This is a genomic window from Streptomyces sp. NPDC032091, assembly GCF_055580265.1.
The window spans coordinates 319,766-339,230 of the sequence record NZ_JBVILR010000001.1; the positions used below are offsets into that span (position 1 = coordinate 319,766).

Genomic DNA, 19,465 nt, shown 5'->3' on the forward strand with positions numbered 1-19,465 from the left:
CCACCCTGTGCGGGGGCGGCAACGTCATCCCGTCGCCCGGCGGGCCAGGGCGCCGTTCGACCTGGTGACCACGGCGGCCAGCAGCGCCGCGCCCAGGGGCACGGCGACGAGGAGCCCGGCGAGGGTGTCCCACGGGATGGCGATGGGGACGTAGAGGGTCTCGTCGGGGGTGGAGTAGCCGGCCTCGATGCTGTGCAGCAGCAGGCTCCGCTGCTCGCGTTCCTGGGTCAGGCGCAGGCCGACCGCCGGCAGGACGCCCGCCGCCGAACCGAGGACGACGCCCATCAGGGCCACCACCCCGCACTGGAAGCCGCTGAGGGTGCGGCGCACGCGCGGAGCCGCGCCGACCGCCGCCAGCGTCTTCAGGTCGGCCTCGGAGTCCGCCTGGGCCAGACCGGTCGCGATGCCGGCCGCGCCGATGGTGACCAGGCCCGCGAACACGGCGAGGGCCAGCATGCCGATGGTGCTGTCCCCCTGGTAGCCGCGTTCGATCGAGACGCGGACGTCGGCACCGGTGCGGTCGATCTCCCCGTCCAGCCGCTGCCGCTGTTCGGTGGTGGCGGCCGTCTCCAGGCGGAAGTACGACCCGACCGGGGCCGTGGCGATGCCGGCGGCCCGCACCGCGGAGGGTGGCAGGACGACGCCCACGCCCCAGGACTCGACGCCCTCGGGCGCCTGGTGGACGCCGAGGACCTTGTCCTGGCCCGGCAGTTCGGCGTGGGTCGCGGTGGCCTTCTGCGCCGCGACCGGGTCGGTGACCACCCGGAGGGTGATCTTCCCGTCCTTCACCGCGCGGCGGTCGAAGGCGACGGGCCGTCCCGCCTTCAGGGCGGCCACCGACCCCGGGTCCGTGACGGCCAGGACCTGGAGGAGCTTCTCGTCCGCCACGATCGTCTGGAACGAGGAGCCCGGGCGCCGGGGGAGCGCGCAACGCGGGTCCTGGCGCAGCTTCTTCGCCTCTTCCTTCGGGAAGTCGGCGGGCCCGTGCTCGGACTCGTAGAGCGGGCAGCGCTGTTCCTTCGGCACGATGAGCTCGACCCGCCCGCAGCCCGGCGACGTGGAGAACGACTCGCAGTTCGGGTTGCCGGCCACCAGGCGGTCCACATCGGCCCGTACCGCCACCGGCAGGGTCCTGCCGAGGATCTCGCGGGCCGCCGGGACCTCCCGGTGGGAGCTGTTGTCGCTCGCGCTCAGCAGGCCCGCGCCGGCCGGGAGTTCGGCGACGTACTCGTGACGGGCCTGGACGTCCCGGCTGTGCTGGTACGTGGACACCGCCACGGTTCCGGCGACGGCGGCCAGGACGGCGGCCACGGCCGGAGCCGTACGCCCCCGGTTGCGGACGGCGTCGCGCAGCGCGAGCCGCGGCGACAGCGGCAGCCACCGGCCCAGCCGCCCGAACAGGCCCACCAGCAGCGGGGTGAGGGCCACGACGCCCAGCTCGGCGAGGGCGCTTCCGGCCGCGACGAGGTTGGGGCTGACCCGGTAGCGGGTCCCGTAGAGGGCGATCGCGACGCCGCCGGCCACGGCGAGCAGTCCGATCACGGGCAGGACCCGGTTGGCGCGCCGGATGCCGCGGCGGCCGGTGAGGGAGGCCAGGACCGTCTGCCGGGAGGCGGTGACGGCGGGGACGAACGCGGCCAGCAGACCGGTCAGGACGGCGAGCAGCGCGATCCCCAGGAGTTCCGCGGGGCGGAAGTCCAAGGCGCCGAAGCGGATGCCGATCTTCTCTTCCAGGAGCGGCCGCAGCCCGACGGTGAGCCCCACGCCGAGCGCGCAGCCGACGACGGCGGCCGCGGCGCCGATGACCAGGCCGCCGGACAGGACGATGGCCCGGATGTGCCGGCGGTCACCGCCGTTGGCGCCGACCAGGCCCAGCTGGCGGCGCGAGCGCCGGGCGCCGACCGCGAAGGCGGGCCCGGCGAGCAGGCAGACCTCCAGCAGGGCCAGGCCCACGACGGTGGCCACGGTGGCCTTCTCGGTGAACCGGCCCCCGTTCAGCCCCGGCGTGGCGAACCGCCCCTTCGGCTCCTGCGCGTACAGCGGCACCTGGGAGTCGGCGGGCGGGTGCTCCACGACGGTGCGGGAGAGGACGAGCCCGCCCTTGGCGTTGGCCTCCTTGACCATGTTCCACGTGAAACCATCGCCGCCGACCTTCACGAGGAAGGAGTCGGTGACGTTCAGCCCGGACGCCCCGGTGGCGGCCAGGGCCTTGTCGAGCGGGGCGAGCAGGGTGCCGGGCAGGGCGAGCAGTTCGTCGCGCGCGAGCTCGGAGGGCAGCTCGTAGGAGCCGACGATCCGGTACGGGGCGCTCGCGCCGCGCGGGGTCACCGAGGAGCCGACGTAGAGCCCGGAGTGCTCCAGGAAGGCGGCGGTGGCGATGACCTCGCCGGGCTCGTGCGGGAGCCGGCCGCGCAGCGGGGTGACGACGCCCTGTGCGAGGGGGTGGTGCACGTCGAGCTCGCGCAGCTGCGTGTCCAGCAGGCCGTGCCGGGTGTGCACCTTGACCCCGGACGAGCTCATCTGGACGGCCTCGGCGCCGGCCGGGACGACGGCCTTGAGCGGGGCGTCCTTCTTCTCCGGGTCTGGGCGGTACGTGTCGTAGCCGCCGACGGGCGCGTAGCTCTCCGCGTCGGGGCGCTGGTGGATGGGCCCGTCGAGGCCGGTCCGGTCGATCCGGGCGTCCGCGGCGCCGATCCGGCGGGACAGCGCCTGCGCGGGGGTGAGTTCGGCGCTGCGCAGGGTGAGGTCGATCGCGCTGGCCCCGACGACCGGAAGGGCGATCATCGCGAGGACGAGGGCACTGCGGCCCTTGGCGCGCCAGGCGTCGCGGCGGGCGATGCGCAGCGCCGCGATCCAGGAGTGGTACCAGGAGGCGAGCGGGAAGGTCACAGGCCGGCCGCCCGCCCGGAGAGCAGCGAGTCGGCGTGGCTGCGCAGGGTCTCGTCGACGACGTTGCCGTCGCGCAGGAACACGACCCGGTCCGCCCAGGCGGCGAAGCGGGGCTCGTGGGTGACCAGGACCCCGGCCGCGCCGGCGTCGCAGCGCAGCCGCAGCAGGGCGAGCACGGACTCGCCGGTCTCGGAGTCGAGGGCGCCGGTGGGTTCGTCGGCCAGGACCAGGCGGCGGTCGCCGACCAGGGCGCGGGCGATGGCCACGCGCTGCTGCTGGCCGCCGGACATCTCGTCGGGGAAGCGGTCCGCGAGGGAGCGCAGGCCGATCTCCTCCAGGGCGGCGAGGGCGGCGGTGCGGGCCCTGCGGGCGGAGGTCCCGTCGAGTTCGAGGGGCAGGGCCACGTTCTCGGCGGCGGTGAGGGCCGGTATGAGGTTGTAGTCCTGGAAGACGTAGCCGATGCTGCGGCGGCGCAGGGCGGCCAGCTTGCGGCGGCCCGCGGTGGTGATGTCGACGCCCTCGACCAGGACCCGGCCGCTGGTGGGGGTGTCGAGCCCGCCGGCGAGGGTGAGGAGGGTGGACTTGCCGGAGCCGGAGGGGCCCATGACGGCCACGAGTTCGCCGGGGTGGACGGAGAGGTGGATCCCGCGCAGGGCGTGCACCTCGGTGGCGCCGCTGCCGTGCGTGCGGACGAGGTTCTCCAGCCGGAGCACGGGCGCGGAGGGCTGGGACGGCTGCCCCGGGTGGGACGGCTGCCCCGGGTGGGACGGCTGCCCCGGGTGGGACGGCTGCCCCGGGTGGGACGGGTGGGAGCGGTGCTGCTGGTCGGGCATGAAGGGTCCCCCTTGGAAGGGCTGTTCAGCCCCGCCGCGTGCGGGCGGCGGGGCCGGTGGTCGGGCCGGTGGCGGCCGCCGCCGGGGGCGGCGGGGGCGTCGACGGCCCGTCGGGCGCGGGCGCGGGTGCGGCGGCGGTCGTGCCGAGCGCGGCCAGCCGGACGAGCCGGGCCTCCGAGTGGTCGAGCCAGCGGGCCTCGGCCTCGGTCTGGAAGATCAGCTGCTCCAGCACCAGCAGCCAGGCCACGTCGTCGCGTTCGTGCGCCTGCCCGCTCTCGATGGCGGCCAGGGCCCGGGCCTTGAGCCGGGTGTAGTCCTGCATCGCCTTGACCGTGGCGTGCCGCTGGGACTGGATGACGGCGCGGATGTCCACGCCGGGGGCTCCGACGGCCATGGCCAGCTTGATGGCCAGCTCGTCGCGGGGCGGGTTGGTGCGGTCCACCGGGCGCTCGTACCAGGCGCGCAGCTCGTCGCGCCCGGTGTCGGTGATGGCGTAGAGGGTGTGCCCGGCGGCGTCCTCCCCGCCGGGTGCGACGAGCCCGTCGCGCTCCAGGCGGGCGAGGGTGGTGTACACCTGCCCGACGTTGAGCGGCCAGGTGGAGCCGGTGCGGGATTCGAATTCGGTGCGCAGCTGGGAGCCGTAACGGGGGCCCCGTTCCAGCAGCGCCAGAAGGCCGTGGCGGATCGACATACTCAGTATGTATACAGGGGCATACCGAGTATGTATACCGAGTATGCCCAGTGAGTCGGGTCGGCGGCCGCTAGCGGCCCCGGCGCAGCCGTACGCCCATGTACCCCAGGCCCATGCCCATGAGGGCCAGGCCGGTGCCCAGCGGGAGCAGATGGGCGGCCAGGTCGGCGACCCGCTCGTTCGGCTCGGTGCCCAGCGCCGAGACCTGGGACGTGCCGCTGGGCGCGGGGCTCGGCGGGGTGGCGGGGCGCTGGTTCGCGGGGCGCTCGCGGCCGTCCGGGCGCGGGGCCGGCCGCACCGGGCGCAGGGGCCGGGAGGCGGTGGTGAGCTCGGGGTCGGCCGGGGCGTCCGCGGGCCGGCCCGGGTGCTCCCGTCCGACCCCTCCGGCGCTGCCGGCGAGCTCCTCGTAGGCCTCTTCCGGGACCTCCTCGACCACCGCCGCCAAGGGCTCCCGGGCCGTGGGGCCGGGTGCGGGGCCGGCCCGTACCGCCGCGGCGGGGGTGCGGGCGGGGGCCGTGCCCACGGGGGCGGTGGCCAGCAGCGCGGCGGCCGCCAGCGCGGCTCCGGCCGTCCGGTGCGGAACGCGGAGGCGTCGTCTCACGGGGTGCCCCTCCCGTTCCGTGCGGCCGGGACGCCGGGGATCCGAGGCGCCGCACTCAGAGTGGCACAGGGGGATAAAACGGGCATCCCGGGACACCCGTCAGGGTGCCCCGGGATGCCCGGGTGTCAGAGTGCCGCCCGCCGCGACCGGTTGCCGGTCACCGCGGCGGGCGGCCTTCGGCTACGACGGATTGCCGGTCGAGACGACCAGCGTGAACTCCGTGCCCTCCTTGGGCACGTCGGTCCCGGACTCGGGCAGCTGCTCCAGCACCGTGTCCTGGCCGTAGACGGTCTCGTCCCGTTCCGTGATCTTGTACCGCCAGCCGGCCGCCTGGATGCACTGCTTGATCGACATCAGGTTCTTGTACCGGAAGTCCGGGGCCATGACCTTCGTCGCGTCCTTGTAGGACTTGGTCGGGCTCTTGCACTTCTCCACGTCGATCGTGCGCGAGGTGTCCGGCCCCTTGTGCCCCGCCTTGGCCGAGGCCGAGGCGGAGGCGGCCGCCGAGGAGCCGGGGCCCGCCGTGTTGGTGTTGTCCGTGTCGTCGCCCATGTTCAGCACGGCGATGAGTCCGCCGATGGCCAGCAGGGCCACCGCGATCGCGCCGACCACCACAGGCGTGTTCTTCTTCCCGCCGCCCGAGGAGGCCGCCGGGGCCGGCGTGTGGCTCGGCGAGATGGTGAACGGCGGCGGCGTCTGCGGCGCGTACTGCTGCTGCGGCGCCTGCGCCGTCTGGGGGTACGCGTACCCGCCCTGCTGCTGCGTGGGCGCCGGCTGCGCGTACGGGGACGGCGGCGGGGTCTGCGGGGCCTGGTACGGCTGCTGGAGCGCGTGCGCCGGCGGGGCCTGGAAGCCGGCGTCCACCGGCGGGAACACGGTCGAGCCGACGCCCGCGCCGCTGCCGCCCGCGTGCGCGCCCGGCACGATGGCCGGGGCGCCGGCGTGGCCGGCCGACATGACCCGCATGATCTCGTCCCGCATGGCCGCGGCCGTCGGGAAACGCTCGTTCGGGTTCTTCTTCAGCGCCCGCGCCACCAGCGCGTCCATCGCCGGGGTGAGGGAGCGGTTGATGGAGGACGGGGCCACCGGCTCCTCCTGGACGTGCGCGTACGCGATCGCCAGCGGGGAGTCGGCCTCGAAGGGGATACGGCCCGTCAGCAGCTGGAAGAGCATGATGCCGACCGAGTACAGGTCGGAGCGGGCGTCCACGCCGCGCCCCAGGGCCTGCTCCGGCGACAGGTACTGCGGGGTGCCGACGACCATGCCGGTCTGGGTCATCGAGGTGACCCCCGACTGCATGGCCCGGGCGATGCCGAAGTCCATGACCTTGACCACGCCGCGCTTGGTCATCATCACGTTGCCCGGCTTGATGTCGCGGTGGACCAGGCCCATCTCGTGGCTGGTCTCCAGCGCGGCCAGCACGTCGGCCGTCACCTTCAGGGCCTTGTCGGCGGGCATGGCCCCGTACTGGCGCACGTCCGCGTCGAGGACCGAGCCGAGCGGCTGGCCCTCCACGTACTCCATGACGATGTACGGCATGACCGCCTCGTCGCCGGCGCCGGCGCCGAAGGTGACGGTTCCCTCGCCCGTGTCGAAGACCGAGACGATGTTGGTGTGCGACAGTTTCGCAACAGCCTGCGCCTCGCGCCGGAACCGCTCGCGGAAGGACGCCTCGCGCCCCAGCTCGCTGTGGAGCGTCTTGATGGCGACCTGGCGGTCGAGCGCGGAGTCGTACGCGAGGTAGACCGAGGCCATGCCCCCCTCGCCCAGCAAATCCCTTAGCTGGTAACGGCCACCGGCCAGGGAGCCGCCTGCGTACCGGCCCTGTGTGCCGTCCTGGCTCATGACTGTTGCTTCCCCTCGGGCTGTGTTGCTACGCGTCTGGCTGAGCGCATGTCGCGCCCAGTCTGCCGGAGGGCAAGCACACGTCAAGCCGGTGCCCGCTGCGTGACCACGGGCCTACGGGGTGTCCGTAGCCGAACGGTGACGGGTTCGGAGGCTGTAGCGTTCACCGGAGCACCCGAAGAGGCCCCACCGCTAGAGCGGACGAGAGAGACGACGGCGAGGACTGATGGCACCCGAACCCGAGGGAAACGGCGCCGGGATGGCCGACGGTCCTGAGCACTGGGGCGCGGGCGGCATCGTGGGGGACGGCCGTTACCGGCTGACCCACCGCCTGGGCCGCGGCGGCATGGCCGAGGTCTTCGCGGCCGAGGACGTCCGGCTGGGCCGCACCGTGGCCGTGAAGCTGCTGCGCGCCGACCTGGCCGAGGACCCCGTGTCCAAGGCCCGCTTCACCCGTGAGGCACAGTCGGTGGCCGGCCTCAACCACCACGCCGTGGTCGCCGTCTACGACTCCGGCGAGGACCGGGTCGGCCCGAACGTGGTCCCGTACATCGTGATGGAGCTGGTCGAGGGCCGCACCATCCGCGAGCTGCTGCTCAGCGCCGAGGCCCCGGGGCCCGACCAGGCGCTCATCATCGTGTCGGGCGTGCTGGAAGCCCTCGCGTACTCGCACCAGCACGGCATCGTGCACCGCGACATCAAGCCCGCCAACGTGATCATCACCCACGCCGGCGCGGTGAAGGTGATGGACTTCGGCATCGCCCGCGCCCTGCACGGCGCGCAGTCCACCATGACCCAGACCGGCATGGTCATGGGCACCCCGCAGTACCTGTCGCCGGAACAGGCCCTCGGCAAGGCCGTCGACCACCGCAGCGACCTGTACGCCACCGGCTGCCTGCTCTACGAACTGCTCGCGCTGCGGCCCCCCTTCACCGGCGAGACCCCCCTGTCGGTGGTCTACCAGCACGTCCAGGACGCCCCCGTCCCGCCCTCGCAGCTGCCCGAGGGGCACCACATCCCGCAGGAGCTCGACGGCCTCGTCATGCGGTCCCTCGCCAAGGACCCCGACGACCGGTTCCAGAGCGCCGAGGAGATGCGCGGGCTCGTCCAGTACGCGCTCCAGATGCTCCAGGACCAGGGCCCGAACACCGGCACCTGGAACACCGGACCGGTCGTCATGGCGCTCCCGCACGGCCAGCCGGGCGGCGCGGCGACGTCGGTGATGCCGGCGGGCCCGGGCGGCGGCCCCCGCCCCGGATACCCCTCGCACGCCACGACCTCGCAGTTCCAGCAGCCGATGGTGCCCCCGCTGAACCCGGACGACGGCACGGCCTTCCCCGGCGGCGGCCACGGCGGCGCACCGGGCGGCCACGGCGGGTACGACGGCTATGACGGCTACGACGGGTACGACAACCGCTCCGGCGGCGGGAAGTGGAAGGTCTGGCTCTTCGTCCTGCTGGCGGTGCTGGCCATCGCCGGCGGTGCCGCGTACGCGGTCAAGAGCGGCCTCGGCACGGGCGGCGGCGGCAAGCCGAAGACCAGCGTGACCAGCCCCGGCACGGGGCAGAGCAGCCCGGGCACGCAGGACACCCCGCAGACCTCGCCGAGCCCGGAGACGGGACGCTCGCACGACGAGGACACCTTCACGCCCGCCCCGAGCCGCAGCAAGTTCACGCCGAGCACCACCCCGTCGGCGTCCCAGGGCGGATCGTCCTCGCCGGAGACGAAGAACCCGACGACCCCGCCGCCGAAGACCACCCCGGTGGAGCCGCCCACCAAGAACCCGACCCCGCCCAGCGGGGGCGGCGGCAGCCCGGCCGGCGCCGACGCCGCCGACTAGCGGTACGTACGGACGAGAAAGAGGCCCGGCGGAATTCCCATTCCGCCGGGCCTCTTTCTCGTCCGCTCCCGCTTTTCCCCCGTCAGAGGGCGTGCTGACGGGCCCGGTCGTAGCGGTCGCCATTTCCCGGCCCGAGGGTGTGCACGGTGACGAACTGCGGTTCTATGCGCAGGTGGACCGGATCGAACACCTCGCCGTCCACGAAATGCGGCCCCGGACCGAAGAGTTCGAGTTCCGCCGTGGTCGGTTCGGCGAGCCGCGCCGTGCCCGTGACCTGCACGGACCACAGCCGGGACGCCCCGGAATTGAAGTTGTCGGCCCCATAGGAGACCACGCTGCCGTGACAGGCGTGATGACAGCCGAATCCGGCGTGCATTCTCAGGACGATCCGGCCGCCCACCACGATGTGGCGGGCGACGGCGAGGAAGGGGAGCGCGCGCATGCTGGTGGCCACCCGGCCGTACGGCACACGGCGCAGCATTTCCACGGACTGCATTTCCTCCGGCGACATGCGACCACTCTCGGACCCCGGCCGGCGGCCGCGGAAGAGGAGCCCGCCCCCAGGACGAAGGACGTTGGTCCCGAATCCGTCCGCGTCCACTCGACGCCCCCTGGGGACCCGCTCGAACGGGGTTGCGTCCCGCTCGGCGCGGGGTCGAGCGGGACTGGTGCGGTCTCGCGAGGGGGTTGAGCGGGCCTGGTGCGGCCTCGGGGGCGGACGGAGTGCGGCTGGGGCGCGGGTCAGCGCTTCTGCGCCTGGAGCCGGGCCACGTAGGCGGCGGCCTGGGAGCGGCGCTCCATGCCCAGCTTCGACAGCAGGCTGGAGACGTAGTTCTTGATGGTCTTCTCGGCCAGGTGCAGCCGCTCGCCGATGACCCGGTTCGTCAGCCCCTCGCCGATCAGGTCGAGGATCTTGCGCTCCTGCTCGGTGAGGTTGGCGAGCCGGTCGTCGCCCTTGCCGTTCTTGCCGTCGCGCAGCCGCTCCAGCACGCGCGCGGTCGCCACCGGGTCCAGCAGAGACTTGCCTGCCGCCACGTCACGCACCGCGCTGAGCAGCTCGTTTCCTCGGATCGCCTTGAGGACGTAGCCCGAGGCGCCCGCCATGATCGCGTCGAACAGAGCCTCGTCGTCGGCGAACGAGGTGAGCATCAGGCACTTGATGTCCTCGTGCTGGGAGCGGACCTCGCGGCACACCTCGACCCCGCTGCCGTCCGGCAGGCGCACGTCGAGGACGGCCACGTCGGGGCGGACCGCCGGGATGCGGACCAGGGCGTCCGCGGCGGTACCGGCCTCGCCGACGATCTCGATGTCCTCTTCGACCGACAAAAGCTCATGAACACCCCGACGTACTACTTCGTGGTCGTCCAGGAGAAATACCTTGATTTTTCCGTTTTCGCGCACAAGCTCATCTTCACACACTCACCTCTTCCCTGCCGGAGTTACCCGGGATAACGTGCCGTTGTTCCGGCCGCCTGCAAGGCTGTGACCAGTGGTTGTTCCCGCAGCGGCCGATTTACTTGGATATCCAAGCAAAATCGCAGGTCAAACGGGGTTTCGCAGTTATGCGTCGCACTGGGTAACGTGCTGTGCGCAGGGCACTCGCCGGGGCACCTGTCACGCCTGAATCCGAAACGCGCCGTGCACCCACCCCGTGTACGGGTACGGATACAGGTGAGCCGCACTGGTCCCCGGAGAACCCGGGTGCCGGACCGACGGAGGAGCACACGTGACCGTGGAGAGCACTGCCGCGCGCAAGCCGCGACGCAGCAGCGGCACCAAGCGGGCGGCAGGCGCGGCAAGCGCCCGCAAGACCGCCGCTGCCACCGCACAGCCGCACGACGCCGAGCCTCAGCTCGTACAACTGCTGACGCCCGAGGGTGAACGGGTCGAGGTCGACAACCACCCCGACGTGGCGGAATTCGCGGCCTTCGTCGCGGACATCACCACCGACGACCTGCGCGGTCTCTACCGCGACATGGTCCTCACCCGCCGCTTCGACGGCGAGGCGACCGCCCTCCAGCGCCAGGGCGAGCTGGGCCTGTGGGCCTCGCTGCTGGGCCAGGAGGCCGCCCAGATCGGCTCCGGCCGGGCACTCCGCGACGACGACTACGTCTTCCCGACCTACCGCGAGCACGGCGTGGCCTGGTGCCGCGGCGTCGACCCGACGAACCTGCTCGGCATGTTCCGCGGCGTGAACCACGGCGGCTGGGACCCGAACACCAACAACTTCCACCTCTACACGATCGTCATCGGCTCGCAGACGCTGCACGCGACCGGTTACGCGATGGGCGTGGCCAAGGACGGCGCCGACTCCGCCGTCATCGCCTACTTCGGCGACGGCGCGTCCAGCCAGGGCGACGTGATGGAGGCCTTCAACTTCTCCGCCGTCTACAACTCCCCCGTGGTGTTCTTCTGCCAGAACAACCAGTGGGCGATCTCCGAGCCGACCGAGCGCCAGATGCGCGTGCCGCTCTACCAGCGCGCCCAGGGCTTCGGCTTCCCCGGCATCCGCGTCGACGGCAACGACGTCCTGGCCTGCCTCGCGGTCACCCGCTGGGCGCTGGACCGCGCCCGCCGCGGCGAGGGCCCCGCCCTGATCGAGGCGTTCACGTACCGCATGGGCGCCCACACCACCTCCGACGACCCGACGAAGTACCGCGCGGACGAGGAGACGGCCGCCTGGGAGGCGAAGGACCCGATCCTGCGCCTGAAGGCCCACCTGCTGGCCTCCGGGGGCGCCGACGAGGCGTTCTTCGAGGAGCTGGAGGCGGAGAGCGAGACCCTCGGCAAGCGGGTCCGCGAGGTCGTGCGCGCCATGCCCGACCCCGACACCATGGCGATCTTCGAGAACGTCTACGCGGACGGGCACGCGCTCGTCGACGAGGAGCGCGCCCAGTTCGCCGCCTACCTCGCTTCCTTCGAGGCCGAGGAGGGTCACTGATGGCCGTCGAGAAGATGTCGATCGCGAAGGCGCTCAACGAGTCCCTGCGCAAGGCCATGGACACCGACCCCAAGGTCCTGATCATGGGCGAGGACGTCGGCAAGCTGGGCGGTGTCTTCCGCATCACCGACGGGCTCCAGAAGGACTTCGGCGAGGAGCGGGTCATCGACACCCCGCTCGCCGAGTCGGGCATCGTCGGCACCGCCATCGGCCTGGCCCTGCGCGGCTACCGGCCGGTCGTGGAGATCCAGTTCGACGGGTTCGTCTTCCCCGCGTACGACCAGATCGTCACGCAGCTCGCGAAGATGCACGCGCGCGCCCTCGGCAAGATCAAGCTGCCGGTCGTCGTCCGCATCCCCTACGGCGGCGCCATCGGTGCGGTCGAGCACCACAGCGAGTCCCCCGAGACGCTGTTCGCGCACGTCGCGGGCCTCAAGGTGGTCTCCCCCGCGAACCCGAGCGACGCGTACTGGATGCTCCAGCAGGCGATCCTCAGCGACGACCCGGTGATCTTCTTCGAGCCGAAGCGCCGCTACTGGGACAAGGGCGAGGTCGACACCGACGCCATCCCCGGTGAGCTGCACAAGGCGCGGGTGGTCCGCGAGGGCGCCGACCTCACCCTGGCCGCGTACGGCCCGATGGTGAAGGTCTGCCTGGAGGCGGCCGCCGCGGCCGCCGAGGAGGGCAAGTCGGTGGAGGTCCTGGACCTGCGCTCGATGTCCCCGATCGACTTCGACGGGATCCAGGCGTCGGTGGAGAAGACCCGCCGGCTGGTCGTGGTCCACGAGGCCCCGGTCTTCCTCGGCACCGGCTCCGAGATCGCCGCCCGCATCACGGAGCGGTGCTTCTACCACCTGGAGGCCCCGGTGCTGCGCGTCGGCGGCTTCCACGCCCCGTACCCGCCGGCCCGCCTGGAGGACGAGTACCTGCCGGGCCTGGACCGCGTGCTCGACGCCGTCGACCGCTCGCTGGCGTTCTGAGGAGAGCCGCGTCATGACGATCCGCGAATTCAAGATGCCCGACGTGGGCGAGGGCCTGACCGAGGCCGAGATCCTCAAGTGGTACGTCCAGCCGGGTGACACGGTCACCGACGGTCAGGTCGTCTGCGAGGTCGAGACGGCGAAGGCGGCCGTCGAGCTGCCGATCCCCTTCGACGGAGTGGTGCACGCGCTGCTCTTCGAGGAGGGCGTGACGGTCGACGTCGGCCAGGTCATCATCTCCGTGCAGACCGGCGGCGCCGACGCCGCGGAGGCCCCGGCCGCCGCTGCCGTCCCGGCGGCCGTGGAGGAGCCGGCGGAGGAGGCCGCGCCCGAGGGCCGCCAGCCCGTGCTGGTGGGCTACGGGGTTTCCCAGGCTTCGACGAAGCGCCGCCCGCGCAAGGCGGTGGCGGGCGCCCCGGCGGCCGCCGCGCCCGTGGCCCCCATGCCCGTCGTGCCGGCGCCCGCCGCGCCCGCTCCGGCGGAGCGCAACGGCACCGCGCACGCGGGCGGCAACGGCGCGGCCGCCGCCGAGCGGCCGCTGGCCAAGCCGCCCGTGCGCAAGCTCGCCAAGGACCTCGGCATCGACCTGGCCTCGGTGGTCCCCACCGGTGACGGCGGTGTCGTGACCCGCGAGGACGTGCACGCCGCCGCCGCGGCCGCGCTCGCCCCGCAGGCCCCCGCGGTCCAGGCCCCGGCGGCCCCCGCGGTGGCCCCCGCGCCCGTCGCGGCCCCCGCCGAGCCGGTCCCGGCCGTCGCCGTGGCACCGGGCGCGCGGGAGACCCGTATCCCGGTCAAGGGCGTCCGCAAGGTCACCGCCCAGGCCATGGTCGGCTCCGCCTTCACCGCGCCGCACGTCACCGAGTTCATCACCCTCGACGTGACCCGGACGATGAAGCTGGTCCAGGAGCTCAAGGACGACCCGGACCTGGCCGGCCTGCGGATCAACCCGCTGCTGCTGATCGCCAAGGCGGTCCTCGTCGCCCTCCGCCGCAACCCGGACGTGAACGCGTCCTGGGACGAGGCGGCCCAGGAGATCGTGCTCAAGCACTACGTGAACCTGGGCATCGCGGCGGCCACCCCGCGCGGTCTGATCGTCCCGAACATCAAGGACGCCCACACCAAGACCCTGGCGGAGCTGTCGGCCTCGCTGTCGGACCTGGTGGCCACGGCCCGCGAGGGCAAGACCTCCCCGGCCGACATGCAGAACGGCACCATCACCATCACCAACGTCGGCGTCTTCGGCGTCGACACCGGTACGCCCATCCTGAACCCCGGCGAGTCGGCGATCCTCGCGGTCGGCGCGATCAAGCTCCAGCCGTGGGTCCACAAGGGCAAGGTGAAGCCGCGCCAGGTCACCACCCTGGCCCTGTCGTTCGACCACCGCCTCATCGACGGCGAGCTGGGCTCCAAGTTCCTCGCGGACATCGCGGCGGTCCTGGAGCACCCGCGCCGGCTGGTCACCTGGTCGTAGCCGCTGCGGCAGCCGACGCCCGCCGATGGCCGGTCCCCCCTTCCGGGAGGGGCCGGCCATCGGCGTTCCTCCGGACCGGCGCCGCGGACTGGTGTCCCGGACCGGTGTCCCGGAGGAAAACCGCTGGCCGGGCCCGCGCTCCGGGGTGATCATCGGCCGGATGAGATTCCGTACCGCCCTCGACGACCCCGCCGCCCTCGACCGCGCCCTGGCCTGGCCGGCCGGGGGCCCCGTCCCGCCGCTCCCCGCCGACCGCGTCCACGAGGAGTTCGCCGCCCGCCGCTTCCGCCCCGAGTGGACCTGGTTCGCCGAGGACGGTGACGGGCGGGTGCTGGCCCGCGCCCTGTGGTGGGGGCGCGCCGACAGCGAGCGGCCGGTGGCCCTCGACTGCCTCCAGGTCGGCTCCGGCGTCGAAGACCCCGCCGCCCTGGCCGCCGCCCTGCTGGCCGCCGGCCACGCCGCTTTCGGCAGGCGTCCCGGCTACCACCTGACCCTGCCCCGGGACCGGCGCGAGGACCCGGACCTCGCCGGGGCGGTCGCCTGGCGCCGGGAGGCCGCCGCGCGGGCCGGCCTGACCCGCGCGATCGAGCGCCTGCGCTACGAGTGGACCCGCCCCCAGCTACCGCCGGGGGGACCCCCCACCGCCGGGACCACCGCACCCGCCGGCAGGCTCGTCTTCCGGGAGGGCACCGACGAGGAGTTCCTCGACGCCTTCGTCCGCCTCTCGCGCGGCAGCCTCGACCTGGCCACCCGGTACGAGCTGGAGACGGCCACCGAGGAGGAACTCGCCCGCGACGACCTCACGTTCTACCGCGACTGCCCCGGCGAACGCTCCTGGTGGCGGCTCGCGCACCTCCCCGACGGAACCCTCGCCGGGATGGCGATCCCCTCCGCGACCCCGTACCACCGCAACGTCGGCTACCTGGGCGTGGTCCCCGAGCAGCGCGGCAAGGGCCTGATCGACGAGGTCCTCGCCGAGATCACCCGCTTCCACGCCGCCGCGGGCGCCGGGCGGATCACCGCCACCACCGACACCGTCAACCTCCCGATGGCCGCCGCCTTCGACCGGGCCGGCTACGAGGTCACCGCGATCCGCCTCGTCATGGAGGCCCCGCCGGCCGCCCGGGGCGGGTAGCCTCCCGGCCATGCCCCTCGCCGAGTTGCAGGTGTGTTCCGTGGAGGAGGCCGACGTCACCGGCGGCGTGTGCCTCGTCCGCTGCGTCGGCGGCACGGCCCGGCCCGGCCAGGTGTACGCGGCGGGGGAGTCGCGGGTCTGGCTGCGCGGGATGGAGCGGTACGGGCGCGCGGTCGACACCTTCGGCGCCGGCCACACCGCCCGGGTCCGCCTCGCGGGGGCGGTGGTCGCGCTGCTCAGCCGGGGCCAGGTGCTGACCTCCGTACCGCCCGACGGGCACGCCCTGGCGGATCTGGAGGCCTGGCTGGCCACCGGTCCCCCGCTCGGGGACGAGCCCCTGCCGCGGGCCCTGCGCGCCCTGGCGGTCGGCGGGATGCAGGACGAGCGGCTGCCGGACGGGGTCCGGCTGCGCTGGGGCCGGCTGGCGCTGGCGGCGGCGTACCGCTGCGCGGCGGCGGAGGGGGCGTCCGACCTGGTGCGGGGGATCGAGCTGGCCTTCGTACGGGCCTGCCTGCTGCGGGAGTTCGGGCCCGGGAGGGGTGGCGACCCGGCCGCCCTGGCCCGGGAGGCGCTCGCGCTGGTCGACCTCACCCCGGCGGAGGCGGCCGCGCGGGCCCGGGTGTGGCGCGAGCTGCCCAGGGAGGGGATCGTGCACCTGCGGCTGATCGGGAACCTCCTGCGGTGGGCGGGTGCCGCCCGGCCCCACCTGGCCCCCGGCGACCCGCTGGCGGTGGCACTGGAGGCCTGGTCACAGGTGGGCCGCCGGCTGCCCTGAGGCCCCCCCGGGGGTCTATTCCGGCCATCGTGGCTCGTATACGCTCCGCTCTCATGCAGACAGGCGGGGACACCAGCGGCAGCACCGGCACCACCACCATCGAGTTCGTGTACGACCCCACTCCGGAGGACTACCGGACGGCGTTCTGGCGTTTCCACTTCGGTACCTGGCCCGGCCGGGGCAGCCTCCTCACCGGGCCCGTCGTGGGCCTCGGGCTGGGCAGTCTGATCTGCTGGCTCCGGGGCTTCTCGCCGACCGCGACGGCCTTCGTCCTGGTCTCCGTGACGCTCTCGCTGTTCGTGATCGTCCCCCGGGTCGGCGCCCGCAAGGCGCGCGAGCAGTACGAGGACATGGAGGCGTACGGGACCTGCCGGACGGTGGTCACCGAGGAGGGGCTGACCACCACCGGCGGGGAGCTGAGCAGCACCCTGGAATGGAGGGTGTTCCCCCGGTACTTCGAGACCGACGAGCTGTTCGTGATCATGACCAAGCAGACCGGGATCTTCTTCGCCCTCCCCAAGCGGGGCGCGCAGGACCCGGCCGACGTCGACCGGGTGCGGGCGGTCCTCGACCGGAACCTGAAGCGGCTGTGACGGGGCCTCAACGGGCCCGGTAGGCGCGCAGGAAGGCGGCGACGCCGCCCCGCACGAGGCGTTCGGTCCGCGCCTCCGACAGCGGCAGCACCCCGTAGTGGGAGAGCTGCGCGACGGCGGTGGAGGACAGGGCCGTGAAGTGGCCGCCGGCCAGCTCGGGATCGCCGTGCAGGTCGAGCAGCCCGGCCTTCTCCAGGCCCGACAGCGCGTCGGCGAGCGCGTCGGCGACGGGGCCGGGGCCCGCCGCCTTCCACGCGGCCAGCACCTCGGGCGGCACGTGGTCGGCCTCGGCGTGGATGTGGCGCACCAGGGCGAAGTGGTCGGGGTGCTTCACCATCACGTCGATCAGCGCCCGGGCGAGGGCGGCCAGGTCCCGTTCCAGGTTGTCCGGGTGGGGCGGCCGCTCGGGGTCCACCAGGGCGCGCACGGTGGCCACGTGGGCGTCGCGGACCTCGCCGGAGCTCCAGGTGACGACGGCCCGGAAGAGCTCCGACTTGCCGCCGGGGAAGTGGTTGTAGAGCGTCCGCGTCGAGACGCCCGCCGCCGCGGCGAGAGCGTCGACGGCGGCGCGCGCGTAGCCCTCGCGGCCGAACACCGCGCAGGCGGCGCGCGCGATGGCGATCCGTTTGGCCAGCTTGCGGGGCGAGAGCGCGTCCGCCGTCCCCTCCGGCACCCCGCCCGGGGTCTCCTCCTCCATCACGCCTCCATGCCTCCATCGTCGCTCAAGCGATTCTCTACAACGGCCGTTGTGCTTCTTACAACGCTCGTTGTAGTTTACCGGAGAGCCAGGGTCACGAACCCACCATCCGGTCATCAGAGGGGGCCAGCCATGTCTGTCGCCGAAACCGCCACCGCGACACCGCTGCGCGTCGCCGTCATCATCGGCAGCGTCCGCGAGAACCGACGCGGGCCGGCCGTCGCCGAATGGTTCCTGCGGGCCGCCGAGGGCCACACCGGACTGGAGTTCGACGTCATCGACCTCGCCGACGTCCCCCTCCCGCTCACCCTGCCCGACTGGGGCGGCTCCCCCGACGCCGAGACCGCCGCCGTGCTGGAGCGGGTCACCCCGCGCCTCGCCGACGCCGACGCGTACGTCGTCGTCACCCCCGAGTACAACCACAGCTACCCGGCCTCGGTGAAGAACCTGGTCGACTGGCACCGCACGCAGTGGCACGCCAAGCCCGTCGGCTTCGTCTCGTACGGCGGCGTCAGCGGCGGCCTGCGCGCCGTCGAGCAGCTCCGGCTGGTCTTCGCCGAGATGCACGCCGTGACCGTGCGCGACTCCGTGAGCCTGCACGGCCCCTGGAACGGACTCGGCCCGGACGGCGAGCCCCGCGAGACGGTGGTCTCCGACAGCGTCGTGAAGAACCTCCTCGGCCAGCTCGACTGGTGGGGCCGCGCCCTGCGCACCGCCCGCACGGTTCACCCGTACGAGGTCTGAGGGCCGTAGCGCGATGGCGACCGCACCCCCCGCGCAGGACGCACCGGCGGCGTTAGGGGCCGCGCCCGGTCAGCTCGGGCGCATCCTCACCGTCGTGATCACCGGCGCCGTCATGTCGGTCCTCGACATGACGATCGTCAACGTGGCGCTCGACAGGCTCTCCGAGTCCTTCGACGCCCCACTGGAGACCATCCAGTGGACCACCACCGCCTACACCCTCGCCCTGGCCGCCGTCATCCCGGCGGCGGCCTGGGCGATGGGCCGGATCGGCGCCAAACGCACCTACCTCACCGCCCTGTCCCTGTTCACCCTCGGCTCCCTGCTCGCCGCCTGCGCGTGGAGCGCCGGCAGCCTGATCGCCTTCCGCGCCGTCCAGGGCATGGGCGGCGGGCTGCTGATGCCGGTCGGCATGACGATGGTGATGCGGGCCGCCGACCGCGACCGGCTCGGGCGGGCGATGGCCCTGCTCGGGCTGCCCGTGCTCGTCGGCCCGGTGGCGGGGCCGATGCTGGGCGGCTGGCTGATCGACACCGCCTCCTGGCCGTGGATCTTCCTGGTCAACCTGCCCGTCGGAGCGGCCGCCCTGATACTCGCGGCGAAGCTGCTGCGCCCGGATTCCCCCCCGGGCGCGGCGGCTTCGCCGCGGCTCGACCTCCCGGGGCTGCTGAGCCTCTCCCCGGGCCTCGCGCTGCTCCTGTACGGGCTGTCCCGGGGCGGTGAGCGCGGCGACTTCGGCTCGGCCGGGGTGCTGCTGCCCCTGCTGGGCGGCGCCGTCCTCGTCGCGGCGTTCGTACGGCGCGCGCTGCGCGTCCCGGAGCCGCTGCTCGACCTACGGCTCCTGCGCGACCGCACGTTCGCCGCCGCCATCGGCACGCTCGCGCCCTTCACCTGCGGCTACTTCGGCTCGATGCTGCTGGCGCCGGTGTACTGGCAGCAGGCGCGCGGGCTGAGCGCGACCGCGGCGGGGCTGCTGGTGGCTCCGGTGGGCCTCGCGGTCGGGACGACCATGCAGATCGCCTCCCGCCGCGTGGACCGGGTGGCCCCGCGCCGGCTGATCCCCGCCGGGGTGGCGGTGGCGGCGCTCGGCATGCTGCTCACCGGCCTGCGGACCGGCACCCCGGGGGTGCCGGCCTGGCAGGCGGTGGGGTCGCTGATGGTGATGGGCGTCGGCGCCGGGATGGTGCTGATGCCGACGATGACCACCGCCGGGCGGGACCTGCCCCCCGCGCGCATGGCGGCGGCGAGCACGGCCCTCAGCATCAACTCCCAGCTGTGCGCCTCGGTCGGGACGGCCCTGACCTCGGTGGTCCTGGGCGCGTCGGGCACCACCCCGGCCGGCTTCCGCACCGCGTACGCCGTGGCGGCGGGCCTGATCGCCCTGGCCCTGCTCCCGGCCCTGCGGCTGCCGGGGCGCCGGCGGGGGTAGGGCG

17 protein-coding genes are annotated in these 19,465 nt (G+C 73.7%); 9 read left to right on the forward strand and 8 right to left on the reverse strand.

The window, feature by feature from the left end; translation table 11 throughout:
• Positions 1–24: 24 nt before the first annotated feature.
• The 5 genes from ACZ5NJ_RS01480 to ACZ5NJ_RS01500 form a co-directional block, all read right to left on the reverse strand.
• A complete protein-coding gene (locus tag ACZ5NJ_RS01480) occupies positions 25–2,784 on the reverse strand; it encodes an FtsX-like permease family protein (RefSeq protein WP_468762001.1) in 2,760 nt (919 codons plus the stop codon).
• A 101-nt stretch (positions 2,785–2,885) separates the two neighbouring features.
• Positions 2,886–3,722, reverse strand: coding sequence for an ABC transporter ATP-binding protein (locus ACZ5NJ_RS01485; RefSeq protein WP_468761467.1), 837 nt, complete (start codon positions 3,720–3,722; stop codon positions 2,886–2,888).
• Between the two features lie 25 nt (positions 3,723–3,747).
• Positions 3,748–4,413: a PadR family transcriptional regulator gene (locus tag ACZ5NJ_RS01490; RefSeq protein WP_468761469.1), complete on the reverse strand. Its 666-nt coding sequence runs from the start codon at positions 4,411–4,413 to the stop codon at positions 3,748–3,750.
• Between the two features lie 70 nt (positions 4,414–4,483).
• Entirely contained in the window at positions 4,484–5,014 is a 531-nt protein-coding gene (locus tag ACZ5NJ_RS01495; RefSeq protein ID WP_468761471.1) for a hypothetical protein, read from the reverse strand.
• Between the two features lie 180 nt (positions 5,015–5,194).
• Positions 5,195–6,859 carry a protein kinase domain-containing protein gene (locus tag ACZ5NJ_RS01500; protein WP_468761473.1) on the reverse strand — a complete coding sequence of 555 codons (1,665 nt, stop codon included), beginning with the start codon at positions 6,857–6,859 and terminating at the stop codon, positions 5,195–5,197.
• Positions 6,860–7,085: 226 nt separating this feature from the next.
• On the opposite strand from ACZ5NJ_RS01500, the gene ACZ5NJ_RS01505 reads away from it, so the two are divergent.
• Entirely contained in the window at positions 7,086–8,699 is a 1,614-nt protein-coding gene (locus ACZ5NJ_RS01505; protein ID WP_468761476.1) for a protein kinase domain-containing protein, read from the forward strand.
• Between the two features lie 82 nt (positions 8,700–8,781).
• On the opposite strand, the gene ACZ5NJ_RS01510 is transcribed toward ACZ5NJ_RS01505, so the two are convergent.
• Positions 8,782–9,210: a pyridoxamine 5'-phosphate oxidase family protein gene (locus ACZ5NJ_RS01510; RefSeq protein ID WP_468761478.1), complete on the reverse strand. Its 429-nt coding sequence runs from the start codon at positions 9,208–9,210 to the stop codon at positions 8,782–8,784.
• 230 nt (positions 9,211–9,440) lie between these two features.
• Entirely contained in the window at positions 9,441–10,100 is a 660-nt protein-coding gene (locus ACZ5NJ_RS01515) for a response regulator (protein WP_468761480.1), read from the reverse strand.
• A 325-nt stretch (positions 10,101–10,425) separates the two neighbouring features.
• Here ACZ5NJ_RS01515 and pdhA point away from each other — a divergent pair, with 325 nt between their 5' ends.
• From pdhA to ACZ5NJ_RS01545, 6 genes are all read left to right on the forward strand, one after another.
• Positions 10,426–11,640: a pyruvate dehydrogenase (acetyl-transferring) E1 component subunit alpha gene (gene pdhA, locus ACZ5NJ_RS01520; protein WP_468761482.1), complete on the forward strand. Its 1,215-nt coding sequence runs from the start codon at positions 10,426–10,428 to the stop codon at positions 11,638–11,640.
• On the forward strand, positions 11,640–12,620 hold the full coding sequence (locus tag ACZ5NJ_RS01525; RefSeq protein WP_468761484.1) for an alpha-ketoacid dehydrogenase subunit beta: 981 nt from the start codon (positions 11,640–11,642) through the stop codon (positions 12,618–12,620). Before pdhA ends, ACZ5NJ_RS01525 begins: the two co-directional genes overlap by 1 nt.
• 13 nt (positions 12,621–12,633) lie before the next feature.
• Positions 12,634–14,091 carry a dihydrolipoamide acetyltransferase family protein gene (locus ACZ5NJ_RS01530; RefSeq protein WP_468761487.1) on the forward strand — a complete coding sequence of 486 codons (1,458 nt, stop codon included), beginning with the start codon at positions 12,634–12,636 and terminating at the stop codon, positions 14,089–14,091.
• 160 nt (positions 14,092–14,251) lie between these two features.
• Positions 14,252–15,226, forward strand: a complete 975-nt coding sequence (locus tag ACZ5NJ_RS01535) for a GNAT family N-acetyltransferase (protein WP_468761489.1) — start codon at positions 14,252–14,254, stop codon at positions 15,224–15,226.
• Between the two features lie 10 nt (positions 15,227–15,236).
• Entirely contained in the window at positions 15,237–16,001 is a 765-nt protein-coding gene (locus ACZ5NJ_RS01540; RefSeq protein WP_468761491.1) for a hypothetical protein, read from the forward strand.
• A 53-nt stretch (positions 16,002–16,054) separates the two neighbouring features.
• Positions 16,055–16,594, forward strand: coding sequence for a YcxB family protein (locus ACZ5NJ_RS01545; RefSeq protein ID WP_468761493.1), 540 nt, complete (start codon positions 16,055–16,057; stop codon positions 16,592–16,594).
• A gap of 7 nt (positions 16,595–16,601) precedes the next feature.
• On the opposite strand, the gene ACZ5NJ_RS01550 is transcribed toward ACZ5NJ_RS01545, so the two are convergent.
• The gene (locus ACZ5NJ_RS01550) at positions 16,602–17,291 is read right to left on the reverse strand and encodes a TetR/AcrR family transcriptional regulator C-terminal domain-containing protein (protein ID WP_468761495.1); all 690 of its coding nucleotides are present in this window, start codon (positions 17,289–17,291) and stop codon (positions 16,602–16,604) included.
• Between the two features lie 132 nt (positions 17,292–17,423).
• Between ACZ5NJ_RS01550 and ACZ5NJ_RS01555 the strand changes: the two genes are divergently transcribed.
• Positions 17,424–18,035, forward strand: coding sequence for an NADPH-dependent FMN reductase (locus ACZ5NJ_RS01555; protein WP_468761497.1), 612 nt, complete (start codon positions 17,424–17,426; stop codon positions 18,033–18,035).
• A gap of 13 nt (positions 18,036–18,048) precedes the next feature.
• Positions 18,049–19,461, forward strand: a complete 1,413-nt coding sequence (locus tag ACZ5NJ_RS01560; RefSeq protein ID WP_468761499.1) for a DHA2 family efflux MFS transporter permease subunit — start codon at positions 18,049–18,051, stop codon at positions 19,459–19,461.
• Positions 19,462–19,465: the final 4 nt, after the last annotated feature.